The sequence below is a fragment of the Agrobacterium tumefaciens str. B6 genome (assembly GCF_001541315.1).
Lineage (GTDB): Bacteria > Pseudomonadota > Alphaproteobacteria > Rhizobiales > Rhizobiaceae > Agrobacterium > Agrobacterium radiobacter.
On record NZ_LMVK01000023.1, the window covers coordinates 235741 to 261544 of the forward strand.

Annotated in this window: 22 protein-coding genes; 5 read left to right on the forward strand and 17 right to left on the reverse strand. The window is 59.5% G+C overall.

What is annotated here, in order from left to right; all coding sequences use genetic code 11:
* Positions 1 to 2: 2 nt before the first annotated feature.
* Positions 3 to 1736 carry a methyl-accepting chemotaxis protein gene (locus ASB65_RS17180; RefSeq protein WP_060724980.1) on the reverse strand — a complete coding sequence of 578 codons (1734 nt, stop codon included), beginning with the start codon at positions 1734 to 1736 and terminating at the stop codon, positions 3 to 5.
* 318 nt (positions 1737 to 2054) lie between these two features.
* On the opposite strand from ASB65_RS17180, the gene ASB65_RS17185 reads away from it, so the two are divergent.
* The gene (locus ASB65_RS17185; protein WP_060724799.1) at positions 2055 to 3308 is read left to right on the forward strand and encodes an NAD(P)/FAD-dependent oxidoreductase; all 1254 of its coding nucleotides are present in this window, start codon (positions 2055 to 2057) and stop codon (positions 3306 to 3308) included.
* 15 nt (positions 3309 to 3323) lie between these two features.
* On the opposite strand, the gene ASB65_RS17190 is transcribed toward ASB65_RS17185, so the two are convergent.
* Both ASB65_RS17190 and ASB65_RS17195 read right to left on the reverse strand, forming a co-directional pair.
* Positions 3324 to 3857 (reverse strand): hypothetical protein, encoded by a 534-nt coding sequence (locus ASB65_RS17190; protein ID WP_174014769.1) that lies wholly within the window; start codon positions 3855 to 3857, stop codon positions 3324 to 3326.
* 69 nt (positions 3858 to 3926) lie between these two features.
* Positions 3927 to 4151, reverse strand: a complete 225-nt coding sequence (locus tag ASB65_RS17195; protein WP_060724801.1) for an aa3-type cytochrome c oxidase subunit IV — start codon at positions 4149 to 4151, stop codon at positions 3927 to 3929.
* Between the two features lie 416 nt (positions 4152 to 4567).
* Here ASB65_RS17195 and ASB65_RS17200 point away from each other — a divergent pair, with 416 nt between their 5' ends.
* Positions 4568 to 5107: a TRAP transporter small permease subunit gene (locus tag ASB65_RS17200; protein ID WP_003510329.1), complete on the forward strand. Its 540-nt coding sequence runs from the start codon at positions 4568 to 4570 to the stop codon at positions 5105 to 5107.
* A 32-nt stretch (positions 5108 to 5139) separates the two neighbouring features.
* A complete protein-coding gene (locus ASB65_RS17205; protein WP_060724802.1) occupies positions 5140 to 6609 on the forward strand; it encodes a TRAP transporter large permease in 1470 nt (489 codons plus the stop codon).
* A gap of 387 nt (positions 6610 to 6996) precedes the next feature.
* On the opposite strand, the gene ASB65_RS17210 is transcribed toward ASB65_RS17205, so the two are convergent.
* A complete protein-coding gene (locus ASB65_RS17210) occupies positions 6997 to 8094 on the reverse strand; it encodes a TRAP transporter substrate-binding protein (RefSeq protein ID WP_003510333.1) in 1098 nt (365 codons plus the stop codon).
* A gap of 305 nt (positions 8095 to 8399) precedes the next feature.
* Between ASB65_RS17210 and ASB65_RS17215 the strand changes: the two genes are divergently transcribed.
* Positions 8400 to 9155 (forward strand): gamma-glutamyl-gamma-aminobutyrate hydrolase family protein, encoded by a 756-nt coding sequence (locus tag ASB65_RS17215; protein WP_060724803.1) that lies wholly within the window; start codon positions 8400 to 8402, stop codon positions 9153 to 9155.
* 80 nt (positions 9156 to 9235) lie between these two features.
* Here ASB65_RS17215 and ASB65_RS17220 read toward each other — a convergent pair whose 3' ends face one another.
* The 3 genes from ASB65_RS17220 to ASB65_RS17230 form a co-directional block, all read right to left on the reverse strand.
* Positions 9236 to 10267, reverse strand: coding sequence for an ABC transporter permease (locus tag ASB65_RS17220; protein WP_003510336.1), 1032 nt, complete (start codon positions 10265 to 10267; stop codon positions 9236 to 9238).
* A 32-nt stretch (positions 10268 to 10299) separates the two neighbouring features.
* Positions 10300 to 11841: a sugar ABC transporter ATP-binding protein gene (locus tag ASB65_RS17225; RefSeq protein WP_060724804.1), complete on the reverse strand. Its 1542-nt coding sequence runs from the start codon at positions 11839 to 11841 to the stop codon at positions 10300 to 10302.
* 240 nt (positions 11842 to 12081) lie between these two features.
* Positions 12082 to 13011: a sugar ABC transporter substrate-binding protein gene (locus tag ASB65_RS17230; RefSeq protein ID WP_003506747.1), complete on the reverse strand. Its 930-nt coding sequence runs from the start codon at positions 13009 to 13011 to the stop codon at positions 12082 to 12084.
* Between ASB65_RS17230 and ASB65_RS17235 the strand changes: the two genes are divergently transcribed.
* Complete coding sequence (locus ASB65_RS17235) at positions 12983 to 13294, forward strand: hypothetical protein (protein ID WP_060724981.1); 312 nt, start codon at positions 12983 to 12985, stop codon at positions 13292 to 13294. The two genes, ASB65_RS17230 and ASB65_RS17235, sit on opposite strands and share 29 nt — an antisense overlap.
* Positions 13295 to 13517: 223 nt before the next feature.
* Here ASB65_RS17235 and ASB65_RS17240 read toward each other — a convergent pair whose 3' ends face one another.
* The 10 genes from ASB65_RS17240 to ASB65_RS17285 form a co-directional block, all read right to left on the reverse strand.
* Entirely contained in the window at positions 13518 to 14960 is a 1443-nt protein-coding gene (locus tag ASB65_RS17240) for a M20 family metallopeptidase (RefSeq protein ID WP_060724805.1), read from the reverse strand.
* 126 nt (positions 14961 to 15086) lie between these two features.
* Complete coding sequence (locus ASB65_RS17245) at positions 15087 to 16631, reverse strand: ABC transporter substrate-binding protein (protein ID WP_060724806.1); 1545 nt, start codon at positions 16629 to 16631, stop codon at positions 15087 to 15089.
* A gap of 36 nt (positions 16632 to 16667) precedes the next feature.
* Entirely contained in the window at positions 16668 to 17504 is an 837-nt protein-coding gene (locus ASB65_RS17250; protein WP_060724807.1) for a serine hydrolase, read from the reverse strand.
* Between the two features lie 13 nt (positions 17505 to 17517).
* The gene (locus ASB65_RS17255; RefSeq protein ID WP_060724808.1) at positions 17518 to 19152 is read right to left on the reverse strand and encodes an ABC transporter ATP-binding protein; all 1635 of its coding nucleotides are present in this window, start codon (positions 19150 to 19152) and stop codon (positions 17518 to 17520) included.
* A complete protein-coding gene (locus ASB65_RS17260) occupies positions 19149 to 19967 on the reverse strand; it encodes an ABC transporter permease (protein WP_003500526.1) in 819 nt (272 codons plus the stop codon). Before ASB65_RS17260 ends, ASB65_RS17255 begins: the two co-directional genes overlap by 4 nt.
* Positions 19964 to 20908, reverse strand: a complete 945-nt coding sequence (locus tag ASB65_RS17265; RefSeq protein ID WP_060724809.1) for an ABC transporter permease — start codon at positions 20906 to 20908, stop codon at positions 19964 to 19966. The genes ASB65_RS17260 and ASB65_RS17265 overlap by 4 nt, the downstream gene beginning before the upstream one ends.
* 180 nt (positions 20909 to 21088) lie before the next feature.
* Entirely contained in the window at positions 21089 to 21994 is a 906-nt protein-coding gene (locus tag ASB65_RS17270; RefSeq protein ID WP_060724810.1) for a LysR family transcriptional regulator, read from the reverse strand.
* A 116-nt stretch (positions 21995 to 22110) separates the two neighbouring features.
* Entirely contained in the window at positions 22111 to 23055 is a 945-nt protein-coding gene (locus tag ASB65_RS17275) for an isoaspartyl peptidase/L-asparaginase family protein (RefSeq protein ID WP_060724811.1), read from the reverse strand.
* Positions 23056 to 23100: 45 nt separating this feature from the next.
* Positions 23101 to 24639 (reverse strand): hydantoinase/oxoprolinase N-terminal domain-containing protein, encoded by a 1539-nt coding sequence (locus ASB65_RS17280; protein ID WP_060724812.1) that lies wholly within the window; start codon positions 24637 to 24639, stop codon positions 23101 to 23103.
* Positions 24636 to 25712, reverse strand: a complete 1077-nt coding sequence (locus tag ASB65_RS17285) for a DUF917 domain-containing protein (protein ID WP_060724813.1) — start codon at positions 25710 to 25712, stop codon at positions 24636 to 24638. The genes ASB65_RS17280 and ASB65_RS17285 overlap by 4 nt, the downstream gene beginning before the upstream one ends.
* Between the last annotated feature and the right edge of the window lie 92 nt (positions 25713 to 25804).

Here is a 25804-nt window from a genome sequence, read left to right on the forward strand (position 1 = left end):
CTTTATGCCGCCCGCGCCGACGTCCGATCCCGCCGGGCGGTATTCGGAGACTCCGACCGGACGGAAGATCCGTCTTCGCGCTGCGTCGTGCGGCGGTTCAACTTGAACAGGCTGACAAGCTGCGCCAGCGCATCGGCACCCTGCGCCAGCGTGGTGCTGATCACGGTGGTGCGGGCGCTCATCGCCGCATTCTCCTGCGTCATCCGATCCAGCCGATTGACCGCCTTGTTGATCTCACTGATGCCGACAGCCTGTTCGTCCGCCGCCTTGGCGATCATGTCGACGTTGCCGTCAATGTGCCTGACCAGCGCGTCGATCTGCTTCAGCGCCGTGCCGGTCTCGCCCACCAACCGGACGCCTTCAAGAACCTCGGTGCCGGAATTGTTGATCAGCGCCTTGATTTCCTTTGCGGCATTGGCGGAACGCTGCGCCAGTTCGCGCACTTCCTGCGCCACCACGGCAAAACCTTTGCCCGCGTCGCCCGCACGCGCAGCTTCCACGCCGGCATTCAGCGCCAGCAGGTTGGTCTGGAAGGCGATTTCGTCAATCACGCCGATGATCTGGCTGATTTCCCGCGATGCCGTCTCGATACGCTGCATCGCATCGACTGTCCGCTCCACGACCTCGGTGGAGGCCACGGTGGATGCCCGCGCGCTCTGAACAAGCTTGCGCGTCTCTTTCATATTCTCAGTCGAAGATCGGACCGTCGCGGTGATTTCTTCGAGCGCTGCCGACGTTTCCTCAAGCGCCACCGCCTGCTCGCGCGAGCGTTCGGCAAGATTGACCGAGGCTTCGCTGACCTCCTGGCTGCTGCGGGTCAGGTCTCCGGTCTGGCCGAGAACATTTTCCAGCGTCTTCTGGAATTCCGCGATGGATTTATTGAAATCGCAACGCAGCCTTTCGAACTCGCCGACAAAAGGTTTGTCCAGCGTAATACGGATATTGCATTGAGAAAGCCGCTCGAGCGCAGCACCAAGTTCTTCGACTGCGCGCATCCGGTCCGTCACATCGAAAGCAAATTTCACCACCTTGAAGACGCGGCCCCGATCATCAATGATCGGATTATAGGAAGCCTGAATGAAAACGCGTTTGCCATCCTTGCCAAGGCGCATGAACTGCCCGGTCGAGAAGTGGCCCTTTCCGAGTTCCTTCCAGAAATCTCGATAGTCCTGAGACTGGGCATAGGCCGGCTCGCAGAACATCTGATGATGCTTACCGATCAACTCTTCCGCCGTGTAACCGAGCGTCGCGAGGAAATTCTCGTTGGCGCTGAGGATTTTCCCGTCGGGCGTAAATTCGATCATGGCCTGCGCGCGGGAAAGCGCTGCCAGCTTGCCCTCATCCTCGGCGCTCTTGCGCTTGATCGCGGTGATGTCGGTTGCAATCTTGATCACCTTGTAAGGTTTACCGAAACGAAACACCGGATTGTAAGAGGCCTCAATCCAGATTTCGTCGCCATTCTTGGCCTGACGCCGGTACTGGCCCTGATCGTATTCGCCGCGCGACAACTTTGCCCAGAAGGCCTTGTATTCAGGCGAAGTCGCATCTTCGGAAGAAAGGAACATGCTGTGGGAGCGCCCAACGATTTCAGACTGCTGATAACCCACAGCCTTGGAGAAATTATCGTTCGCTTTCAAAATCTTGCCGGTCAGATCGAACTCGATGATGGCCTGCGAGCGGCTGAGCGCATCAAGCACCGCATAAGCGTCCAGACCGAGTTTAGAAAGGTGAGACATCTTTTTTGAACCCCGACTGTAATCCATGTGCAGACCTCCTCCATCCCCGAAATATAAAGATGAAAAACGGTCGGTCCGCCTGGGCGCGAAACTAGCCGGACACCGTTAAATAGCGATTAATGATGTTCCATAACTATCGATCCTGAGCCTAAATCGACTGCCGGTATGCTTCACCGCGACTATATTCGTCTTGTCTATTTGGGACCGCTTATTTGCCACAGTGCTGATATTTCTGCGTCAGCGACACGATGCGGCCTTTCATCCGGGCGGCATTCATTGTTATGGCGGGGTTGAAAGATTTGTGTTGCAGGAGCGCCGATGACCAAAACCCTGAAATGCGATGTGCTGGTGATCGGCACCGGCATTATCGGTTCCATGGCGGCGCTTTATCTGCAGAATGCCGGACGCGAGGTAGTGCTTCTGGAGCGCGGCGAGGTTGCCCGGGGGGCGAGTTCCGGCAATGCCGGCATTCTGGCTTTCCCCGAAATCATACCCATTCCCGCTCCCGGCATCATAAAAAAAGCACCGCGCTGGTTGTTCGATCCGCTCGGCCCGCTCAGCGTGCCGCCTGCCTATGCGGCGAAGATCGCACCCTGGCTGTGGCGTTTCTGGCGCGCCAGCGCCGAGCGCAACTTCCGCCACGGGCTGAAATCGCTGACGGAAATCAACCGGCTGGCGGCCATGGAAATGGCCCATATCACCGCCATTCCGGAACTTTCGCACCTCGTTTCAAAAACCGGGACGCTCGATCTTTACGACAGTGAGGCAAGCCTCAACGCTGCCCGCAAGGACTGGGACGAAAAGGAAAACGCGGGCTTCACCTTTGAGCGCGTCGGCCGCAACGAAATCGAAGAGCTGCAACCCGGTCTCGCGCCGCAGTTTCGCCACGCCATATTCTCTACCGATGGCCTGCAGGTCTCCGACCCCTATGATTTCACCCGCGCTATTTTCGATCTGGTGATTGCCCGTGGCGCAAGCCTGCGCAAGGGCGAAGCCGAACGCATCGATGCCGTTGGCGAAAGCACGATCGTGACGCTCGAAAACGGCGACAAGATCGATGCCGACAAGGTGGTGATTGCCTGCGGCGCCTGGTCGAGAAAGCTTGCCGCGACGCTCGGCAACATCGTGCCGCTGGAAACCGAACGTGGCTACAACACCACCCTTCCCGCCGGCGCTTTCAACCTGACGCGTCAGCTTTACTTCAACGATCATGGCTTTGTCGTCACCCCGCTGGCAACGGGCATCCGTGTCGGCGGCGCGGTCGAACTTGGCGGGCTGGAACTGAAGCCGAATTTCCGCCGTGCAGAGGCGATGCTGAAGAAGGCTGGGCGTTTCCTGCCCGGACTGAAGCTGGAGGATGGAAAACAATGGATGGGTTTCCGCCCGTCGATGCCGGACTGTCTTCCCGTCATCGGCACGGCCCGTGCCACGCCCTCCGTGATCTATGCTTTCGGCCATGGCCATCTGGGGCTGACACAATCCGCAGCCACCGCCCGTCTGGTGACGCAGCTGGCCAGCGGCGAGGAAACGGCAATTTCGGTCGACCCATTCCGTCCGGGACGCTTCTCCTGAACGAAAGAGGCCGGTCTATTTTACCGGCTGCATGGAATCATCAGGAAATTCCACCTCGGCAAAGGACGGGTAGACCTTGCGCAGGATAGTTACCTGCTGCTGGTCGCTGACCCTCAGCAGGTACCAGTCCGCACCATCCATCAGCGCCAGCGTGTGGGATTTCGCCTCGATCGTCTGGCCGCCGGTTTCCATCACCGTCTTCGTCGGAACGAGCGCATAGGGCGTTCCATCAGGCGTTTGCGCAAGGGTGATTGCCTGCGTATCCATGGTGAATTCGGTTATCTTGACCGCCGCAAGCGCCATCTGCATCTGCGTGGTCAAGGCGCCGCGCAATTGTTCCACGCTAACACCCGCGTCACGTGCGATGAACTCAAAGATTTTCGGCGGCACGGTCGTGCCGACAAGCTCGAAATCCTGTGCATTCAAAGCCGTGCTGAACCGCTCTATCCGTGTGCGAAGGCTATCCTGCTCGGCAGGCGAAAGATCACGCGACAAAGCGGGATGCGCAATCGCCACCAGCAGAAACAAACAATAAAACAGGCGCTTCATGGCTTGGCCTCTCCGGTTATCCGGCATCGCCCGGTTCCCCGAACGGAAACCGCTCATGAACGGGATTGTTCAGCGCAGCAGAAAGAAACCCGCGGCCGACAGCACGGCGAAGACGACCACACCGCCAAGGAAGCCGGCGGCGGCGAAGAACCCCGCGACCATGGCCAGCATCAGCACGCACAGCAACATGGTGCCATACTTCGTCAGGGCCAGAAAACCGTTATAGGTCTTTTCGTGCTCGGCGTAATTCATCTCGGCGCCAACTTCGACCGGACCCGTGTGGTGTTCGCTCATTCCGCTTCCCCTTTGCTCCATCCGTCATGCCCGTCGTACGGGGAAATCTGCCCGCGGACGATCACGGACCCATGCCGGATTCTCCGTAGCCAGAGGTAACATGAAGTCGCCGAAAAGCGCAATGCGTTCTGCGTGAAAGAGCGGCAACGGCATGCAGCACGACCGCTCAACCGGGCGAAACATGCCATAGGGCAACATTCTTTCGCAAACGGTTGAAAAGGGCACTCGGTCGAGCTGTTTCATGGCGGTTTTGGTTGCTTTTCGAACCGCCTGACCATACACGGGATTCTGTGGGGAGGAACTCTGGAGCCTGTGGCAGCGGAAGCACGTGGAGGCGTGGCTGCAGCAGGGATACCGGGCTTTGCTCTCCGCCATAAACCCGCAAAGGGCCCGAAAAGGGAAGAGGGGAAAGTTATATGAAGTCGCTTTTAAAATTAAGTGCGCTGATAGACCTTGCAAGCGAAGCACTGGGCAAGGTCGCCGGTTATCTCGTGCTCATCTGCTGCCTCGTCAGCGCCGGCAACGCCATGGTCCGCTACGCCCTGAACTACAGTTCAAACGGCTGGCTGGAAATCCAGTGGTACATGTTCGCCTTCATCGTGCTGATAGGCGCATCCTATACGCTGCGCATGAACGAACATGTGCGAGTGGACATCATTTATGGCGCGATTTCGCCGCGCAGCCGCATCTGGGTGGATATTATCGGCATCGTGCTGTTTCTGTTGCCCGGCTGCTTTTACCTCGCCTGGCTTTCCTGGCCCATGTTCACCCTGTCCTGGCATCAGAACGAAATGTCCTCCAATGCCGGCGGTCTTATCCGCTGGCCGGTGAAATTCATCATTTTCGCCGGTTTCGCTCTTCTGGTTCTTCAGGGTTTTTCCGAACTCATCAAGCGCATAGGGGCCCTTAACGGGCTTTATGCGCTCGATACGAAGTACGAAAAACCCCTGCAATGATCACACCGATCTGAACCTTCAGGATATTTCCCATGTTCGAATATGGTATTCTTCCGCCACTGATGTTCCTCGGCATGATCATCTTCATGCTTTACGGATTTCCGGTTGCTTTCTCGCTCGCCACCGTCGGTCTCGTTTTCGGCATCATCGGCATCTTCACCGAGCATTTTTCACCGGCTTTTCTTCAGGCGCTGCCGCTGCGCATCTTCGGCATCGTCTCGAACGACCTTCTGCTGGCCATCCCCTTCTTCACCTTCATGGGCGCGATCCTCGAGCGATGTGGGCTTGCGGAAGATCTGCTTGAAGGGACCGGCAAACTGTTCGGCGCCATTCCCGGCGGTCTCGCCTATGCCGTCATCATCGTCGGCGCAATTCTCGGCGCGATTACCGGCACGGTTGCCGCCTCGGTCATCACCATGGGCGTCATCTCCCTGCCGATCATGCTGAAATACGGCTACAATCCGCGGCTTGCCACCGGCGTCATCGCCGCATCGGGAACAATCACGCAGGTCATCCCGCCTTCGCTGGTTCTGATCGTTCTTGCCGACCAGCTCGGCAAATCCGTGGGCGACATGTATCTCGGCGCCATCGGCCCGTCGATCCTGCAAGTCGCCATCTTCATGCTCTTCATCCTGTTCATGTCGATCGTACGGCCGAAGGACCTGCCGGCGCTGCCGCCGGAAGCGCGCGGCGAACTCGACCGCAAGCTGGTGTTCCGCGTGCTGGCGGGCATGGTCCCTTCCATCGTGCTGATCTTCCTCGTGCTCGGCACCATCTTCCTCGGCCTCGCAACGCCCACCGAAGCCGGTGCGCTCGGCGTCGTCGGTGCAATGGCCTTGGCAGCCGCGCACCGCCGCCTCAGCTGGGATCTCGTCAAGCAGGGCATGCATTCCACCATGCATATCACCTCCATGGTGGTGTTCATTCTGGTCGGCGCCACCTGCTTTTCGCTCGTTTTCCAGGGCATGGACGGCTCGCTGTGGATCGAACATATGCTGTCGGGCATTCCGGGCGGCCCCATCGGCTTCCTGATCTTCGTCAACATCTTCATCTTCTTCCTCGCCTTCTTCCTCGATTTCTTCGAGATCGCCTTCATCGTCATCCCGATGCTGGCCCCGATCGCACAGGCGCTCGGTATCGACCTGATCTGGTTCGGCGTGCTGATCTGCATCAACATGCAGACGAGCTTCATGCATCCACCCTTCGGATTTGCGCTGTTCTACCTGCGCTCCATCGCACCGCGCACGGTCAAGACGTCGGATATCTACATGGGTGCCATTCCATGGCTCGGCATGCAGCTCATCCTCGTCGCCATCGTGATCTTCTGGCCGGAATCCGTTACCTACTGGCTGGACAAGGCACCCGAAGTCGATCTGAATTCCATCAAGATCGAGATACCCTCATTTGGCAATCAGGGCGGCAACACCATGCCTAATTTCGGTCAGCCGGGTGGATTGCCAGGCATGCCTAATCTCGGCGAACCACCGAAGATCGGACCGTAAGAGCTGTCTTGTAAGGACCTGGCGAAACGCTTATGATTGCGGAGTGGAAGACAGGGTTGCAGCCCTGCCTTCCGTTTTGCTTATCGTTTGAAATGAAGCCGGACAGTCAGTGACCAGCCTGTTCGGTTTTTTTCTAACGGCAAACGCAATGCTCAGTGGTTTCCACATCGCATCACCTCCACAGTTGAGAGCAGGGCCTTTGCCGAGGTCGGCGTGGCAAATCCCCGCCGACACTCCGGCTGGTCGCGGAGCCTGCTGCTTTTGCTCACAACGGATTTGATCGTAAATCATCCTTTGTTGTCGGACACGTGAAGGCATGCGCGCACAACAAAAACCCCGGAGATCGAAATCCCCAGGGCCTTTGCTCGGTCCGCCGTCACCGAATAATCAGAGCTTGCCGTTACGCTGCTGGATCATCATGAAAGTATCGAAAGTGTATTCCGCAAGCTGCATCCACAAATAACCTTCGCGCTTGAAGGCAACCTGGTCCTCGTAGATCTTCTTGAAGTCCGGATTGGACGCCGAAATATTGGCGTACACTTCCAGTGCGGCCTTGTAGCAGGCCTCGAGGATTTCCTGGCTGAACGGCCGCAGTACCGCACCTTCCGACACCAACTGCTTGATGGCGATCGGGTTTTTCGCGTCGTATTTCGCCATCATACTGGTGTTGGCGAAAGCGCAGGCATCCTGCAGCGCCGTCTGGTAGTTTTTCGGCAGGCTGTTCCACTTGTCCAGATTGACGAAGGAATGGATGACCGGGCCACCTTCCCAGAAAGCGGGATAATAGTAATATTTCGCCACCTTCTGGAAGCCGAGCTTGTGGTCGTCGTAAGGACCGACCCACTCCGCCGCGTCGATGGTGCCTTTTTCCAGCGCCGGATAGATGTCGCCGCCGGCGATCTGCTGCGGTACGACGCCGAGCTTTTCCACTACCTTGCCGGCGAGACCGGCAATGCGCATCTTCACGCCCTTGAAATCGTCGACGGTATTGATTTCCTTGCGGAACCAGCCGCCCATCTGCGCGCCGGTATTGCCCGAAATCATGCCGTAGAGATTGTGTTTGGCGTAAAACTCATTGAGTAGCTTGTTGCCGTTGCCTTCATAGAACCATGAGTTCGTCAGACGGGCGTTGAGGCCGAAGGGTATCGCCGTGCCGATGGCGAAGGTCGGATCCTTGCCGACGTAATAATAGGAGCAGGTGTGGCACATTTCCACCGTGCCTGATGACACGGCATCGGCCGCCTGCAGGCCGGGCACGATCTCGCCCGCAGCAAAGGGCTGGATGGTGAAATTGCCGTCGGTGGCAGCGGCGACGTGTTTGGCGATATCCTCGGCGCCGCCATAGATCGTGTCGAGCGATTTCGGAAACGACGACGTCAGACGCCAGTTGATCTTGGTATTCTGCTGTGCAATGGCGGGCGCAGCCAGAGCTGCAGTGGCAGCTCCCGCAAGCGCACCTTTTTTCATAAAGGAACGGCGATCCATCTATATCCTCCCAGATATGAACGCTGCCCGCAGCTTTGAATTCCCCTCGTTGCTGTTCAGGCATCGCAGCAAAGTAAGCACGGTTACCGCCCGGCTGACAAGCACCCGCGCCAAGAATTAATCACGGAAAAACCGGCCTTTCCGGGAATTTTCCGAAACTCTGCTTCGCATTTTTATTTGCAACTGAAATATCCCGGCACCGCCTTATACTTTAGGCGCATACAGGATCGTCAGAACGCAAAACGCGTGCTTGACTTGGCCAGCCGGCAGTCGCACAAATTTCGAAGATTCGTCCCGGAGCCACCATGCCAAAACCAATTATCGCCGTACCCGCCGACATAAGGCATTTCACCGGGGCCGACTGGCACGCCGCGCAGAACCAGTATGTTTCCGCCGCATTGAAAGTGGCTGGTGTCATGTCCTTCATCATCCCGGCCTTCGAGGACGGAAACGAGGTTGACGCCATTCTCGACCGGGTGGACGGCCTGCTCGTGTCCGGCTCCGCCACCAATGTGCACCCTTCCCTTTACGGAAAAGAAGCGCAGGAGAGCGACGGCCCGTTCGATCAGGCTCGCGACGCCACCAGCCTGCCGCTCATCCGCCGCGCCATCGAGCGCGGTATTCCGATGCTGGCCATCTGCCGCGGCATTCAGGAACTGAACGTCGCACTGGGCGGTACGCTTGCTTCGGAAATTCAGGAGCAGCCCGGCATATGGGACCACCGCAAGCCGGAACATGACGACCGCGACGTGGCCTTCGCCATCCGCCAGCCGGTACATGTGCGCGAAGGCTCCTGCATTGCGCAGCATCTTGGCATATCAGGCGAAATCCAGATCAATTCGCTGCACCGGCAGGCGATTGCCGAGACCGCACCACGCCTGCAGGTGGAAGCAACGGCGGCGGACGGCACGATCGAGGCCGTTTCCGTCATCGACGCCAAGGGCTTCGCCGTTGGTGTGCAGTGGCATCCGGAATATTGGGCCGAGACAGACGCACCCTCACGGGCATTGTTCGAGGCCTTCGGCAAGGCCGTCCACGACTATCGAAACAGCAAGGTCTGAACCGCCGCTGATCCCCTCGGCCCACAAGAACACAAAAAAGGGGCAAGCCTGAAGGCCTGCCCCAAGTCTGGGAGGAGGATTTAGCGCTTTGCGCGTTTCTTCTGCCGGTAGACGTCAGCAACGACCGCGGCCACGATGATGAGGCCTTTGACGATTTCCTGGTAATAGGCATCCACCCTGAGGAAGGTGAAGCCCGACGTCATGACACCGAGAATGATGGTGCCGATCACCGTTCCGGTGATGCGCCCGGCACCGCCGGCGAGCGACGTGCCGCCGATAACGGCCGCGGCGATGGCATCAAGTTCATACATCACGCCCATGCCGGCCTGCGCCGTCTGCGCGCGGGCAGCGGTAACGACGCCGGCGAGACCGGCCAGCATGCCGGCAATCGCATAGACCTTGATCAGATGCGCCTCGATATTGATACCGGAAACGCGGGCCGCCTGCTGGTTGGCGCCGATGGCATAGGTGAACTTGCCGTAGCGCGTATAACGCAGCGCCACATGGAAAATGACGGCGACGACGAGGAAAACCACGACCGGCCAGATACCCGTGCCGATGAAGTTGAAACCGTCGGTGAGCCCCGAGATCGGCTGGCCCTTCGTATACCATTTGGAAAGACCGCGCGCCGTCACCATCATGCCGAGTGTTGCGATGAAGGGCGGAATTTTGGTACGCGCGATGAGTTGTCCGTTGATGAAACCCGCCAGGGTACCGGCCAATATGCCGACCGCGAGCGGTATGAAGAAAGGCAGATCGGTCAGCCCCGGATAGAGAGCTCGCGGCCATGTGGAGGATTGCGCCACGCTGGCGGACAACATCGCCGTCAGGCCTACGACGGAGCCGGAGGAGAGATCGATACCGCCGGTGATGATGACCTGGGTCACGCCAACCGCGATGATGCCGATGACAGAAACCTGCAGGATCATGATCGTCAGGCGCTGCTGGTTCATGAGGAAGCTCTGGCCGATGAAAATCCAGCCGAGAATTTCATAAACCAGCGCAATGCCGATCAGCACGAAAAATATATTGGCCTCGGGCGGGATGCGCCGGTGCGGCTTGCGTCCGGATTTTGCATCCAACTCCGTGTTGGCGGCGGCGTTCGTATTCATAATCGTTCCTCCTCGAGAAATCCCGGCGCGCCTCACCGCGATGCGAGATCCATCACTTTCACCTGCGTGGCTTCACTTCTATCAAGGAAGCCCGTCACCCGACCTTCATGCATGACCATGACACGGTCGCTCATACCCAGAACCTCCGGCATTTCGGAGGAAATCATGATGACGGCGACGCCCTGGCGCGCCATCTCGCAAACCAGCTTGTGAATTTCGGCCTTCGCCCCGACATCGATGCCGCGCGTCGGCTCATCCAGAATGAGAATGCGCGGTTTGGTCAGCATCCAACGACCGATCAGAACCTTTTGCTGGTTGCCGCCGGACAGGTTTTCGATACGTTCGTAAAGATGCGGCGTCTTAACCCGGAGCTTGCGGCACATCTCCTCGCAGGCTTCCGAAAGCGCGTTTTCCTGCACGAAACCATTGGCGACATATTTGTCCTGCAGGACGGCGATCTGCATGTTCTCAAGAATATTGAGGATCAGCAGGCACCCCGTATCCTTGCGGTCCTCCGTCAGAAACGCCATGCGGTGACTGATAGCCTTCGTCGGGCTGTCGATCGAAACCGGCTTGCCGTTGATCGTTATCGTCCCTGAGGAAGCGGGCGTCACACCGAACACGGTTTCCGCCACATTGGAGCGGCCCGAGCCGACAAGACCTGCAACGCCGAGAATTTCACCGGCGCGGACATCAAAGGAGACGTCATGGAACACGCCATCAAGGTTCAGGTTCTTGACCGACAGAACGACGTCGCCGATCGGAACCTCTTCCTTGGGGAACATCTGGGTGATTTCCCGGCCCACCATCATGCGGATGATGTCATCACGCGTCACATCGGTGGAAGCGTGAGTGCCGATATATTTGCCGTCGCGGAAAACCGAGAACTCGTCGGCGATCTCGAACAGCTCGTTCATCTTATGGGTGATGTAGACGATGCCGATGCCGCGCTCCCTGAGATCACGAATGATGCGGAAGAGATGCTCGACCTCGCGCTCCGTCAGCGCAGATGTCGGCTCGTCCATGATGAGAACGTCAGAATCGTAGGAAACCGCCCTGGCGATCTCGACCATCTGACGGCTTGCCACCGAAAGCTCACCAACACGGGTTTCCGGATCGAGATCGATACCCAGCCTCTCAAGCAGGGTCTGGGTGCGGCGATACATTTCGCCGTGATCAATGAAGCCCAGCCGGTTTTTCGGCTCGCGGCGGATCCAGATGTTTTCCGCAACCGTCATGTAAGCCATCAGGTTCAGTTCCTGATGGATCATGGCGATGCCGTTCTCCAGCGCATCGAGCGGGGAATCGAGACGGATCGGCGCGCCTTTCAGGCGGATTTCGCCTTTGTCCGGCTGGTAGATGCCGGCGAGAATCTTCATCAGCGTCGATTTGCCGGCGCCATTCTCGCCCATCAGCGCATGCACGGTGCCGCGCTTGAGGTGGAACTGCACATCATCGAGCGCCACGACGCCGGGAAATTCCTTGCGTACGCCATCCGCTGCGAGAAGAAACTCCGCATTCGGCACGGCTCCGCTGGCGCGCACGGCGGCCATTGTCGATGGACTGACAACCATCTCACCCTCCACAATAGACAAAAATGACCGGAGATAGGGTTTTGCCAGAGGGCGCACCCTTGCCTCCGGGGAGGCTTACAGCGCCGTGCCGATCACGACACAAGGGCGCTGTAACACTTTGAATTCACTGAAATCCCATCGCAATCCGCTCACACACCGAAGCTTGCTCCTCAGTGCTATCGGGAACCGGCATCTGCATCCGGGATCACCTGAAACAGGCGCAGATGCCGGAAGGGGCCGTTAGTTCTTGGCCACGTAGTCCTTGACGTTTTCAGGCGTGACGAGCTGGAAAGGAATGTAGACCTTCTTCTCGACCTTGTCGCCCTTGACGAGTTTCAGCGCGGCATCGAGAGCACCCTTGCCCTGCCCTGCCGCATCCTGGAAGACCGTGACGTCGAGATCGCCCGCCTGCATGGCCGCGAGAGCATCCTGCGTGGCGTCAACGCCGGCGACGACATAGTCTTTCATGTCCTTGCCCGCGGCCTTCAGCGCCTGGAGAGCACCAATCGCCATTTCATCGTTGTTGGCGATGACGGCGTTGAACTCGATGCCGCTGGAGAGCCAGTTGGTCACCAGGTCGGAACCCTGCGTGCGCTGCCAGTTCGCGGTCTGCTCTTCAACCACGGAAATGCCCTTGCACTCGTCGGTCTTCAAAACATCCTTCGCAGACTGTGTGCGCATGCGCGCAGCCTGGTTGGAAAGCTCGCCCATCATGATGACCGCATTGCCCTTGCCACCGAGAAGGCGGCAAACCTCTTTGGCCTCAAGCGTGCCGGCAACGGTTTCGTCGGAAGCGACGAATGCCTGGCCATCAGGCAGGCTGTCGACGTTCACCGGTTGGCGGTTGACGTAAACAAGCGGAATTTTGGCATCGGCGGCAAGCTTCGACATGGCCGCCGTAGCATCCGTATCAACCGGGTTAACGATGATCGCATCGACCTTGGATGCGATGAAATTCTGAATCTGGCTCTGCTGCTTGGCGACGTCGTTCTGCGCGTCCTCGACCTGCAGGGTGACGCCCTTCAGTTCCTTGGAATAATCCTGCATGCCGTTGCGCAGCACGGTCAGGAAGTTGTCGTCGAACAGCGCCATCGAGACACCGACTGTCTCCGCATGGGCCGCAGTGCCGAGAAGCACAGACATGGCTGCGCCGATGATAAATTTCCTCATTGTTTTTCTCCTCCATGGCGTCCGGCGCCGCCTCTCCCAGCCGGAGGCGAACCCGAAAGCCCGCCGCAACCTCCTCACATTCAGAAAACGGAATAATGAAACCGATTTTCTGCCTGTTCGATATATTTATTCCATTTTTGGTTCGAACGTCAATGCTTTCTTCGCAGCCCAGCTGTGGAGCGGCGCACAAGGCTGTGATGATTGGGCATTCAAGCGGACGAGCGTTCCAGACGGGATTGCCGATGAAGGTACTGAAGCTCCGTTTGCCTCGTCCTGCCCTTGAGGCAGGGAAGCCATAAGCCGTTGAAATTACGGCTCCCGGTTCGGAGCCAGGATGAACTCGGCTGAGATGGAAGATTTATTCCAAACCGGAATCCGCCGGCCCTCTCTTCAGAAGGCCGGCGGAGCATCGGATTTCTTCACCTTGGAACGTTCATGCGATTCACCATGCCGCCTGTGGAAATCTGGCGGCAGACGGACGGCGGCAAATGGAAGTGCGTAGCGCCTTACGGGTGGGAGCCAGGCATGACATCGGCGGGAATCGGGCAGACATAGTTGCTGCCTTCGGTCTTTTCCTGCCACTCCTTCCTGGCATTGGCGAGCAGTTCCGGCGAGGTCATCAGCGCAAGGCCTGTCGACGCCATTGCCTTGGCGGCATGCGCCATGGCTTTGTGGGCGGCAGGGCTTTTGCCCTGCGCCACCACCTGCCAGGTATGCGGATTGGTCCCAATCGCCCAGGCCGGCGTCCAGCACTGCGCCGTTGGCGTGACCCAGCTAACGTCACCGACATCGGTGGAACCCGCCCGGAAATGCGACTGGCCCTCAAAATCCCGCAGGCCGAGATGCAGCGGCGTCGAACCGTCGATCTTCCGGTTGGAAAAAACATCGCCCTTTATCTGGTAGAGCCGGATGCTGCTTTTGATCGCCTCGTCGGTGAAAGTATCCTGAATGCGTTTGGCGAAATCGATATCCGCCTCGTCGAAGGCGACAGGGCCAAGCGCAACCATGTTTTCATGCATCGCCGTTTCCAGCGTGATGTTGGGCAGAAGGTTGGTGGAAGCGGTATCGAAGACGATCTCCACTTCCGTTTCGGTCATCATCGCCGCGCCGCGCGCCACCTTGTCCACCCGTGCGGCAAGATCGAGCGCCTGGCGCATTTCCGGGGCGCGGATCAGGTAAAGTACTTCGGCCTTCGCCTGCACCACATTCGCCGCCTTGCCGCCGGTATCGGTGATCGCATAATGCACCCGGCAATCCTGCGGCATATGTTCGCGCAGGAAGTTGACACCGACATTCATGAGTTCGACGGCATCGAGCGCCGAACGCCCGAGATGGGCGGCGTTGGAGGCGTGGGCTGCAACACCCTTGAAACGGTAGAAATATTCCAGCACGGCAAGATTATTGGTTGAGCGTACGCCGTTGAACGGTGCCGGATGCCAGGTCAGCGCCGCGTCGACATCATCGAACAGGCCGGCGCGCACCATGAAGGTCTTGCCGGAACCACCTTCTTCGCCGGGGCAACCGTAATAACGCACTGTGCCGGGAAGATGATTGGCATTCAGATGCCGGGCGAGAGCAATAGCGGCCATCAATGAGCCGACGCCAAGCAGGTTGTGGCCGCAGCCATGGCCGGTGGCGCCTGCCTCGCGCGGCTGCACCTGCGCCACATCGGCCAACTGACTCATGCCGGCCAGCGCATCGAATTCGCCGAGGAAGGCGATGACCGGCTTGCCGCTGCCGAATTCGCCGATGAAGGCCGTTTCCATGCCTGCCACGCCGCGGCGAACCGCAAAGCCATTTTCCTCAAGCGCTGCAGCCAGAACGCCGGCAGATTGCCGTTCTTCGAATTTCAGCTCGGCAAAATCCCAGATACTGTCGCTCAGGGTGGTGAAATCGGGCTTCATCGCCTCGACTTCGGCGGCAATCGACATCACGGCATCACGGTTCATGGCTTGTCCTCGCATTTCCGCCCTTTGCGGGCACGCGCAAGCGCTTCGGCGGAAACTCCGCCAAATCCTTACGCTCTATGATGGAAAGACCGCGCCAGAGTCCGCCTCCGGCGCGGTCATAGTAGATCAGTTGTCGACCGAGACTTCCCAGAGACGGGCGTTCGACTGCCAGACCGGCTGGCCCTTCAGCTTTTTCGTCGCGCCCCAGACATCGACCATGTCGTAAAGGAAGATGCCCGGCATTTCCCTCAGCATCAGTTCGTGAAATTCGTCGAAAATCTTCTGGCGCTTCGTCTGGTCAGCCTCGACATAGGCCGCCTTCATCAGTTCGATCGCCTTCGGATCATCCCACATCAGGGAGGCGTTCTTATCCTTGTTGCCGACATAGAAGGCGTACATCAGTGCCGGGTCGAGACGCGGAGCGACCGACTGCGAGATCACCTGATAATTGCCGGAACGGCGGCGATCCACCTGCGTCGCATAATCCAGCACCTCGATCTGCACGTTTAGACCCGCCTGCTGCATCATCGCCTGCGCCATGACGGCGGCCGGGAAACTCGGCACGTTGCCGCGCTTGTTGGCGATGATCGAGATCGGCTCGCCCTTGTAACCGGCGGCGGCCAGCTCCTTCTTGGCCGCTTCGATGTCATAGGCCGGACGCTTCTTCTGGGCCTCGTCGTAATAGACCGAATCCTGCGAGACCATCGAACCGTTAGCCTCACCCGTGCCGTTCGATGCGGCTGCAACCAGTTCATCGAGATCGAGCGCCATCGCCATGGCGCGGCGCACACCGGGATTGCTCAGCACCTTGTCACGGGTCTGGATATAGAACAGGTTCTTGCCGTTGTTGCGGGCGACGATGAGCTGCATCTTTTCGTTGGTCTTGAACTCCGGAATGAGATCGGGAGAAATCTCGGCCGTATCGAGCACGCCGGATTCAAGACCCGCCTTCACCGTCGAAGCATCTGGAATAACCATGAACTTGATGCCGTCGGCCAGCGGCCGCTTGGAGCCGACCATACCATCCGGCTTGCCGTCATTTGCCGGCGAAACATAATCGGCAAATTTGGCAAGGCGGATATATTCGCCTTTCTTCCACTCGTCCCACTGGAACGGCCCGGTCCCGATCGGCTTGACGAAGCTGCCATCGGCAGCAACCGATTCCGGCGAGATCATGCCGGTATAACCGCATTCCGGTCGCGACATGAGGCCAAGGAAAACGCCTGACGGCTTTTCAAGCGTGATCTCGACCGTGGATGCATCCGTGGCCTTGACGCCGGTGACGTGTGCGGCTCCGCCTTCCGCGAAATCGTTGAGGCAGGTCCACTTGGTCTCCGGTTTCAGATAACGTATCCAGTTCCAGACGACATCCTCCGCGGTGAGAGGCTTGCCATTGTGGAATTTCACATCCTTGCGCAGCTTGAACGAATAAGTCAGGCCGTCAGACGCAACCTCGACGCTTTCGGCAAGAAGCGGCTTCACCTCGCCGGCATTGTTGTAACCGACGAGGCCCTCAACGATGTGCAGGATAACCCCGTCCGTATTGCCGTCGCGGTTCACGCCCGGATTGTTGCTGCGCAGATCCGAGCTTTGCGCGATGGTGATGTCGCGGGCCGCCGCGATATTGGCCGTTACGAGCAGGGCAACGCCTGCAAGAAGAAGTTTTTTCACTGTTCTACCCTCATTGTTGTCGTTGATTGTGAGTGATTAAAAGCCACCCCAGCAGGCCTGCGCCAGCCGGCCGATCGTTTCGAGCGCGATGGTATAGCCCGGCGTGCCGTCAGGCATGGTTTGCGGCACGTCATCCGTATAGGCGGTGATGATGAAGGCTGGCGCGCCATTTCTGTAGACGATGCCGGCATCCATGCGCCCACGTTTGCCGCGGCCGCTCTTGCTCGCCACCACGGCCTCGAAAGGCAGGCGGGAGCGAATTCCATAGCGCAAAATCTGGTTCTTCAGCGTCTGCATGGCCCACTCGCACAATTGCGGGCTGCAACCGAGTTTTGCCTGTGCCTCCGGCGAGGATTGCGCATCGAGAATAGTCTGAAGCAGCAGAACCTGGTCCGCCGCCGAGGTGGTGGTGACGGTTTTCAGCGGATGATCGGCCGCCAGCGTCAGCGGCGGAATGAGGAAACGATGATGGGTATTGGCCATGCCGAGTGATTTGCAATAACCATCCACCTCTTCCAGCGTCAGCCTCTCCAGCACCATCTTGGTGCAGACATTGTCGCTCAGCACCATCATGCCGGCGAGCGCATCGCGCAGGGAAATGACAATGCCCGGCGTCAGATAGCGGAACATGCCGCTCGCCACTTCTTCCGCCAGCCTCTTTTCATAGGTGACGGGCTGGTCGAGATCGATCCGCCCTTCGCTGGCGGCCTTGAGCACGGCCATCATGATCGACGTCTTGCGGGTGCTGCCCGATGGCGTCTCCTCGTTTTCTCCCCGTCCGATCTCTTCGCCGGTGAGGAGATTGCGCACCATGAAACGTGTCACGAAAGGCTGTGCATCACAGATAGCATTCAGTTGGGCAGCCACAGTCATTGTCATCTTCCTGTTAAACTTCATCTTCCAGACGCCATTTCAGTGTCACACCGCCCTTTTCATTCTGGTCGAGGGCGGGAATGGCCGAGAGGAGCCGGCGCGTATAGGCCTCTCTCGGGCTGTCGAAAATCGTATCGCGGTCGCCCTCTTCGATGATGCGGCCGTCCTGCATGACGACGACACGGTCGGCCACCTGCTCGACCACACCGAGATCGTGGCTGATGAACAGGCAGGAAAAACCGTAACGTTTCTGCAGATCGGAAAAGAGATCGAGCACCTGCGCCCTCACCGTCACGTCGAGCGCGGAGACAGGTTCGTCAGCGATCAGGAAACGCGGACGGCGGGCAATGGCGCGGGCAATCGCCACACGCTGGCGCTGGCCGCCGGAAAGCTCGTGCGGGTAACGCGCGGCATAGTCAGCGCCAAGCCCCACCTCCTCAAGCGTTTCCAGTGCCCGCTTGCGCTTGGCGGCCTGGTCGAGACCGGGCACGAGGCGCAGAGCCTCCTCCACGAGCGCCTGAATGGTCATGCGCGGATCGAGAGAGGAATAGGGATCTTGAAACACCATCTGGCAATTCAGACGGTAGTCTTTCCAGTCCTCGTTGCGCTCCCGGCCCTGAAAGCGGATTTGCCCTTCGCTTTCCTTGACGAGACCGGCGATGGTGCGGCCAAGCGTGGTCTTGCCAGAACCGGAGCCACCGACCAGCGCCACGACCTCGCCTTCATGAATATCGATGCTGACGCCATGCAGCGCCCGCTTCGATTTGGCTTTCTTGAGCAGCGACTTGCGACCGGCATAATCAACGACGATATTCCGGGCCGAAACCATCGGCGCCTTGCTCGTGTCGACGGCGCGCGGCTCGCCACGAAATGGCAGGGAGGAAAGCAGCTTTTTCGTATAGGGGTGCTGCGGCGCATCCAGCAGGTCCTCGGTGCGGCCCTGCTCGACGATCGCGCCTTTTTCCATCACCACGATGCGGCTGGTATAACGCGCCACCATGGGCAGGTCGTGGCTGATGAGGAGAACGGCAGTGCCTTCCGCCCGCGTCAGCTCGACCATCAGTTCCATGACATCGCGCTGGATGACCGCATCAAGCGCCGTCGTCGGTTCATCGGCGATCAGCAAAGCGGGTTTCAACAGCATGACCGAGGCCAGCATGATGCGCTGGCGCATGCCGCCGGAAAACTCGTGCGGATAGGCCGCCAGCGCACCTTCGGGGTCGCGGATGCCCACCCGTCGCAGCATGTCGAGAATTTTCTCGCGACGCTCTTCGGGCGACAACTTCGTGTGAAGGATCAGCCCCTCCTCCAGCTGCCGGCCAATCGTCATCGATGGGTTGAGGGAGGTCATCGGCTCCTGAAACACCACGCCGATCTCCGCGCCGCGGAGACGCCGAAGCTCCTTCACCGGCAAGGACATGACATCCTGCCCCTTGTAGATGATCGACCCGCCGGTGACGGCGATGGCCGGCGGCAAAAGCGAGATAAGCGCGCGGGTTGCGAGCGTCTTTCCCGAGCCGCTTTCGCCGACGATGCCGAAGATTTCGCCCGCGGCAATATCGAATGAGACATCCTTGACGACTGGGTGGCCGCTTCTGGCGACCTCCAGCGAAAGGCCGCGAACGGTAAGAAGAGTATTGTCCGTCATTTGAGACCTCTCATGCGCGGGTCAAGCCTGTCACGCAGGGCATCGCCCAGAAGATTGATGCCGAGCAGTGTCAGCGCGATGCAGAGACCGGGGAAAAGTCCGAGCCAGACGGCCTGCTGGATGAAGGGCCGGCCGGCGGCCAGCATGTTGCCCCAGGTGGGCGCCGGTGGCGGCACGCCGAGGCCGAGGAAGGACAGCGCGCTTTCCGAGAGGATGGCCCAGCCGAACATGGAGGTGGCGAGAACCGTGATCGGCGCGATGCAATTGGGCAGGATATGGCGGAACATGGTGTAGATCTCGCCATTGCCCATGACCAGCGACGCCTCGATGAATTCCCGCTCACGCAGAGAAAGCACGGCACCGCGCACCACGCGGGCCATGGATGGCGTGTAGGCGATGCCGAGTGCGAAGATGATGCCGTACTGGTTGGCGCCAAAAACCGCGAGAAGGCCAAGCGCCAGTAGAATGCCCGGAAAGGCCAGAAGCGCATTGTTGATCGCCATGATAACGCCATCCACCCAGCCGCGTGCATAACCGCTGACGAGACCGATCAGCGTGCCGCAGATCGTCGCGAAGCTGACCGTCAGGAAACCGATCCAGACACTGGCGCGCGCGCCGACCATCAGCCGGCTCAAAACGTCGCGCCCGAATTCGTCGGTGCCGAGAAGATGGCTTGGACCGGGTGCGGCCAGACGCGAGGCGAAGCCGAGCTTCATCGGGTCATAGGGCGTCCAGAACAGGCCGGTCACGGCAGTGATGAGCAGGAGGGCGATGAGAAAGCCGCCGATAAGCCCGTTAAGTGTGAACTTTTTCATTCGGCAACCACACGCGGATCGAAGAGGGGATAAAGAAGGTCGACGAACAGGTTGACCAGCACATAGGACAGCGAGACGAACAACAGGCAGCCCTGTATGACCGGATAGTCGCGGGCAAAAATACTGTCGACCATCAGCCGTCCGAGGCCGGGAATGGTGAACACCGTCTCGATGACGGCGATGCCGCCAAGAAGATTGCCGAGAATGAGGCCGATCATCGTCCAGGTCGGGCCGAAGGCGTTCTTGAACGCGTGCCGCCAGAGAACCGCACTTTCCGAAAGCCCCTTGGCGCGGGCATGGGTGATGTAATCCAGCCGCAGCACTTCCAGCGTCGAGGCGCGCGCCATGCGGATCAGAACACCCATTTCATGGATCACCAGCGTCATGACAGGCAGGACCAGATAAAGCATGCCGCCGACCAGATTGTCGCCGATCGACACATATCCCAGCACCGGCAGCCAGCCGAGCTTGAGGCCGAAAAACAGAAGAAGCAGAAGACCCAGCCAGAATGTCGGAATGGACAGCAGCAGGGTTGCCGTTCCCACCAGCGCAAGATCGGTCAGGCTGTTCTGTTTCCAGGCGGCGATCACGCCCGCCGGAACCGCAATCATGCTGGCGAGGAGCACGGCGACCACGACGATCTCGGCGCTGACGAGAAAGCGCGAGACGACCAATGGCAGCACCGCCTCGTCATTGACGATGGAGCGGCCAAAATCGCCCTGCACCACATTGCCGGCCCAGATGAAGAACTGTTGCGGCATGGACTTGTCGAGGCCGAGTTCGGTCCTCATCGCTTCGATCTGTTCCGGTTGCGCCATGTCGCCCAGCATCAGGGCAGCCGGATCACCTGGAATAAAGCGGATGAGCGCGAAGACCGTGATCGACACGAATGCGATCGTCGGCAGCGCCATCAAAAGACGACTCAGTATGAATCTTATCATCGGTTCCCCACGATTGATGGCGGGGAATGGTATCCCGCCTCTATCGGTTTCGTTGCTGGTGACTATGACGGATTGATAAATAAGGCGCAATATTATGCATAAACGTCATATATCTATGCAGAATGCCGGCGCGTTTGATTCTGATGAGGACAATGAGATTTTCCGTCCAAAATCCCGTTTTCAGTCGATTTTTTGTGAAAGCTGGATTTCCCGCTTCAAGGCATCACTCAGCGCCTGCGCGGCGATGGACAAAGGTGCGCCGGAAGCGCGGGCAAGACCGAACTCCTGCGTCGCCTGGGGAGCGAATGGTCGGGCAACAACGGGAAGATGCCGGTAGAGGTTAGCATAAAAACTGCTGATGATCGTTACTCCCAACCCATGCGCCACATAGGCGCAGGCGGAACTGTTGGTGTGGGTCTCGATCTTCACCATCGGCTTGACGCCGGCCTTTTTGAAAACCTGATCGAGCGCCATGCGGTTCGGCCGCTGGCGGCCGATCAGAATGAGTGGAATGTTGCGCAGGTCCTTGACGGTGATTTCGTCAAGCTCGGCCAGCGGATGATCCTCACGGACCACGCAGACGCTTTTGCCGGTCGCGACACGCTCGACATCGATGCCCGGGCCAATCTCGCCCTCCATCCGCAGGAAACCAAGATCGATCACCCGCTCGCCAACGAGCTTGTTGATGGCGGTCGTCGTTTCGAAAAAGGTCTCGATACGGACGCCGGGAAAATCCCTGACATAATCGATCAGCATGGCGGGCGCGAAATTTTCCCACATGCTGCTTGGCAGGCCGATGCGGACGATTTCCGGGCCAGCCGCACCATTGCGCAGATCCTCGGCGTGGCCGGACATGCGATCGACAGCGAGCAGCACATTTTCCGCGTCGCGAGCGAGAAGCACCGCCTCCGGTGTCGGGATCAGCCGCCCCTTGTCGCGGGCAAACAGCGTCAGCGACAGGTCCGCCTCGAGCTGCGCCAGAAGCCGGCTGATACCGGACTGGCTGAGCCCCATGGCCTTGGCCGTGGCGATGGTCGAGCCGGTGGACAGAAGCGTGCGCAGGACTTCGAGCTGCTTGATATTCATGAGGCCAGCACCATGGATGAAAAGACGAGCCGGTTTCGGTTCAGACCTTTTGCCGCCGATAAGCCTTCATGTCACCGGTTTTTTTAGCATTGTCATGCGGTCCGCTCGGTCGCCGGTTACAATTCCACCTCATAGACCCTGTCGTGGGTGGCAACGCGGGCCTCTCCTGATGGGGTCACCCAGCCCCGGAACATGCCGGGCGTATTATAGGGTGCGGCAATGCCGCCTTCGGCATCGATGGCGACAAGACCCGCACCGATATCGTAGGGCGCCAGATCCTTGTGGACGAGGTTGCCGGCGGCGGTTTCCAGATCCTGCCCGAGATAGGCGACACGGGACGCGATCTCATGGCCGACGACGTAACGGATGAAAACTTCTCCCTTGCCGGTGCCGGAAACGGCGCAGGCGCCGTCGCGTGCATAGGTGCCCGCCCCGATCACCGGGCTGTCACCCACCCGGCCGTCAGGCTTGTTGGTGTAGCCGCCGGTGGATGTCGCGGCTGCGAGATGCCCAGCAGCATCGAGTGCCACGGCACCGACGGTTCCGTGTTTTTCGTTTTCCGTCGCTTCCGTACCTGCGGTGGCATGGGCCTTCATGGCCGCCAGCGCCTCGACACGCTTTTGAGTGGTGAAGTAGGATTGAGGCTCCGTGGCAAGCCCTCTCTCCTTCGCAAACCGGTCAGCCGCTTCACCGGTGAGATAGACTGCGCGTTCATCCTCCATCAGCGCCCGGGCCGCCTTCACCGGGTTGCGGATGGCGCGGGAGGCGCTGATTGCGCCTGCCGCAAGGGTCTTGCCATCCATGATCGACGCGTCGAGTTCGTGAATGCCATTCTCGTTGAGCGCCGCCCCATGGCCTGCGTTGAAATGCGGGCTGTCCTCCATAACGACGACTGCCGCCTCAACCGCTTCCAGCGCAGTTCCGCCAGCCTTGAGCACACCATAACCGGCGCGCAGTGCCGCCGCCAGATCGTGGCGCGCCGCTTCCCATTCCTCCGGAGTCATGCTGTCTTCCGGCATAACCCCGCAACCACCGTGAATGGCCAGTGCGATCTTCGTCATATCCTCACTCCACTGTTGCCCCGCCGCAGGCAGGGCCTCTTACCATCAATGAAAGGCTATATCGCCGATAACACGCACGCGGACCCTGCGAGCGCCGCCTGGCAAATAGGCGATGGGAATATCCTCCACCTCAAGCGTCTTGAGGCTCGCGCGCTCCGCTCCCGAAGCGACCGCTGCGTTCTGCGCTTCGGTCTCGGCTTTCGCAAGGGCCTCGTCGCGGCTCAACCCGGAAAAGACCTGATCCACCTCACCGGACACCTGCGCCATCGCTGCGCCGAGCGCATTGGCAACGCCCGCATTTTCCACACGCAGCACCTCGGATGCGCCCGGCACCTGCTCCGGTATCAGGAATGCGCCGCCGCCGACCGCAACCAGCGGCACGTCTTCGGCTGATGTCTTCATCTGGTCGAAACTGTCGGCCACCATGTCGCGGATACGGCCGAGCGTCGCCTGCACGAATGCCGGATCGAGGCCCTTCACACGATCCCTGTCACCCATCTCGATCAGGCCTGCCGCAACGGCGATATCCGATGCCGTCAGTGTCTCGCCGCCGAAAACGCGGGCTTCGGTCAGGATGCGATACCCAACCGAGCGCGGGCCGATCTTGCCTGTCTGCGGGTCGACAATGGTGCCGCCGCCCAGTGCTACAGGTAGAAGATCGGGCATGCGGAACAGGGTGCGGACCCCGCCAATATGGACAATATTATTTGCCTCACGCGGAAAACCACCGACAAGGCAACCAATATCGGAGGTGGTGCCGCCGACATCCACCACCATGGCATCGGAAAGCCCGGTGAGAAAAGCCGCACCACGCATCGAATTGGTCGGGCCGGAAGCGAAGCTGTGCACGGGGTTTGCGGCAGCCACATCCGCAAGCGCCACGGTGCCGTCATTCTGTGTAAGATAAAACGGCGCCTTTACACCTGCTTCGCGCAGCGCATCCGAAAATGCCTGTACCGTGGTCCTGCCAAGCGTCTGCAAGGCGGCATTCAGAAGTGCGACGTTTTCGCGCTCCAGAAGCCCGATACGGCCCAGCGTATGGGAAAGCGTGATGCGTGCGTCGGGGATCACCGAATGGACAATCTCTGCCGCCCTCACCTCGCACTCCGTGGTCAGCGGCGAGAAGGTTGCCGAAATGGCGATCGAGGTAATGCCTGCATCGCGGATTTTCATCGCCGCTTCACGGACTTCATCCGGGATCATCGGCACCAGCGGACTGCCATCGTATTCATGGCCACCATGAACCATGAAGATCAGCGGATCGACGGCCTCGTAGAGATCCTTCGGCCAGTCGCACATGGGCGGCAGTGAAGAACCGGTCGGCAGCGCTATGCGGATGGCCGCAACTCGCTCCAGCCGGGCGCGCTCCACGACAGCATTGGTGAAATGGGTGGTGCCGATCATGACCGCATCGATCGGGCGATCTGCCGCGCCGAAATGGCCAGACACGTGAGCGAGGGCCGCCTTCACGCCGGACAGGACATCCTGCGTGGTCGGAACCTTGATCGAGGCAACGATGGCGTCTCCATCGATCAGAACGGCATCCGTATTGGTGCCGCCAACGTCAATACCGATGCGTTTCATGGGAATACCGATCTGAAATCAATGTCATAACCGAAGGCACGCGGGCCAACGGCAGCAATGCCGGCAGGCGTCGTCAAGAGTTCCGGCGCCGGCAGGGCGATAACCGTGACACGCTGGCCATAGCGCACCGATTCCGTGCCGATGGCGCTGCCCGAAACACTGTCGAGAAGGCAGATCAAATCCGGCGTCATGGCGACCGGCTGGCCGTCGCGGAAGGCGACTGCCCACTCGTTCTGGAAGGCAAGTTCCATGCGTGAGCCGCGATCGGCATCGATGCCTTCAATGGTCGTACTGCCGCGCAGAAAGCCACCGGTGGTCTCGCGGGCGACATCCACCACCTTGCCGCGGAACAGCTGTTTGCCACCCTCATGGTTGAGAACCGCCTGAACCGGGTCATCATGGCGTGCACGCGCCTCCATCACCGCGCGCCCGAGTTCGGTCGCCTTTGTGACGGTGTAATGAATGCCCCATTCCTTCACTTCCTTGCCGGTGCGCGGCGCCTTGCAGGTGGCGGCGGTAGAGCCGACTTCGGTGCAGACCTTGCGCGAGATGCGCTCCATCCATTTCCACGATGCAGCGCGCGTCACGATCACCTCATTGTCGCGTACATCGACGAGCGACAGCGGAAACATCGGCAGGTTGCCGATGGCGAATGAGGTCATCTGCGCTTCGGGATAAGCACGTCCCATCGCATCCGCATTGACGACGGGCCGGTCGAGCATGGCGGCAGCGAGGAAAGAAGACAGCGCGTTCGAACCGCCGATCTCAACGCTCATGATCGCCCGGAACGGCTTACCGAGATAATCCTCCATCACCTCGACAGCACGGGCGAGATGAACGGGGTCTCCCAACCGCTCCTGACCAACGAGCGGCGCTCCCATCTTGGAGACGACGGCGACCATGTCGTCATCGGCGAGCGCCATCGGGTCCATGACCTTCACTCGTTTGCCCTCGGCATAAAGACGGCGCAGATTGAGCGTCGAGATATAGGGATTGCCTCCGCCGCCGGTTCCCAGAATCCAGGCACCGGTGGCCAGAGGTTCGATATCGTCTTCGGAAAATTCCTGGATCATGCGTCATCCTCGGGCATGCCGCAGCCTTTCCGGCGCAAGCGATGCTCCTTCCCTTTGTCGTTCCAAGTCTCATCGGCCCCGCCCTCAGGCGG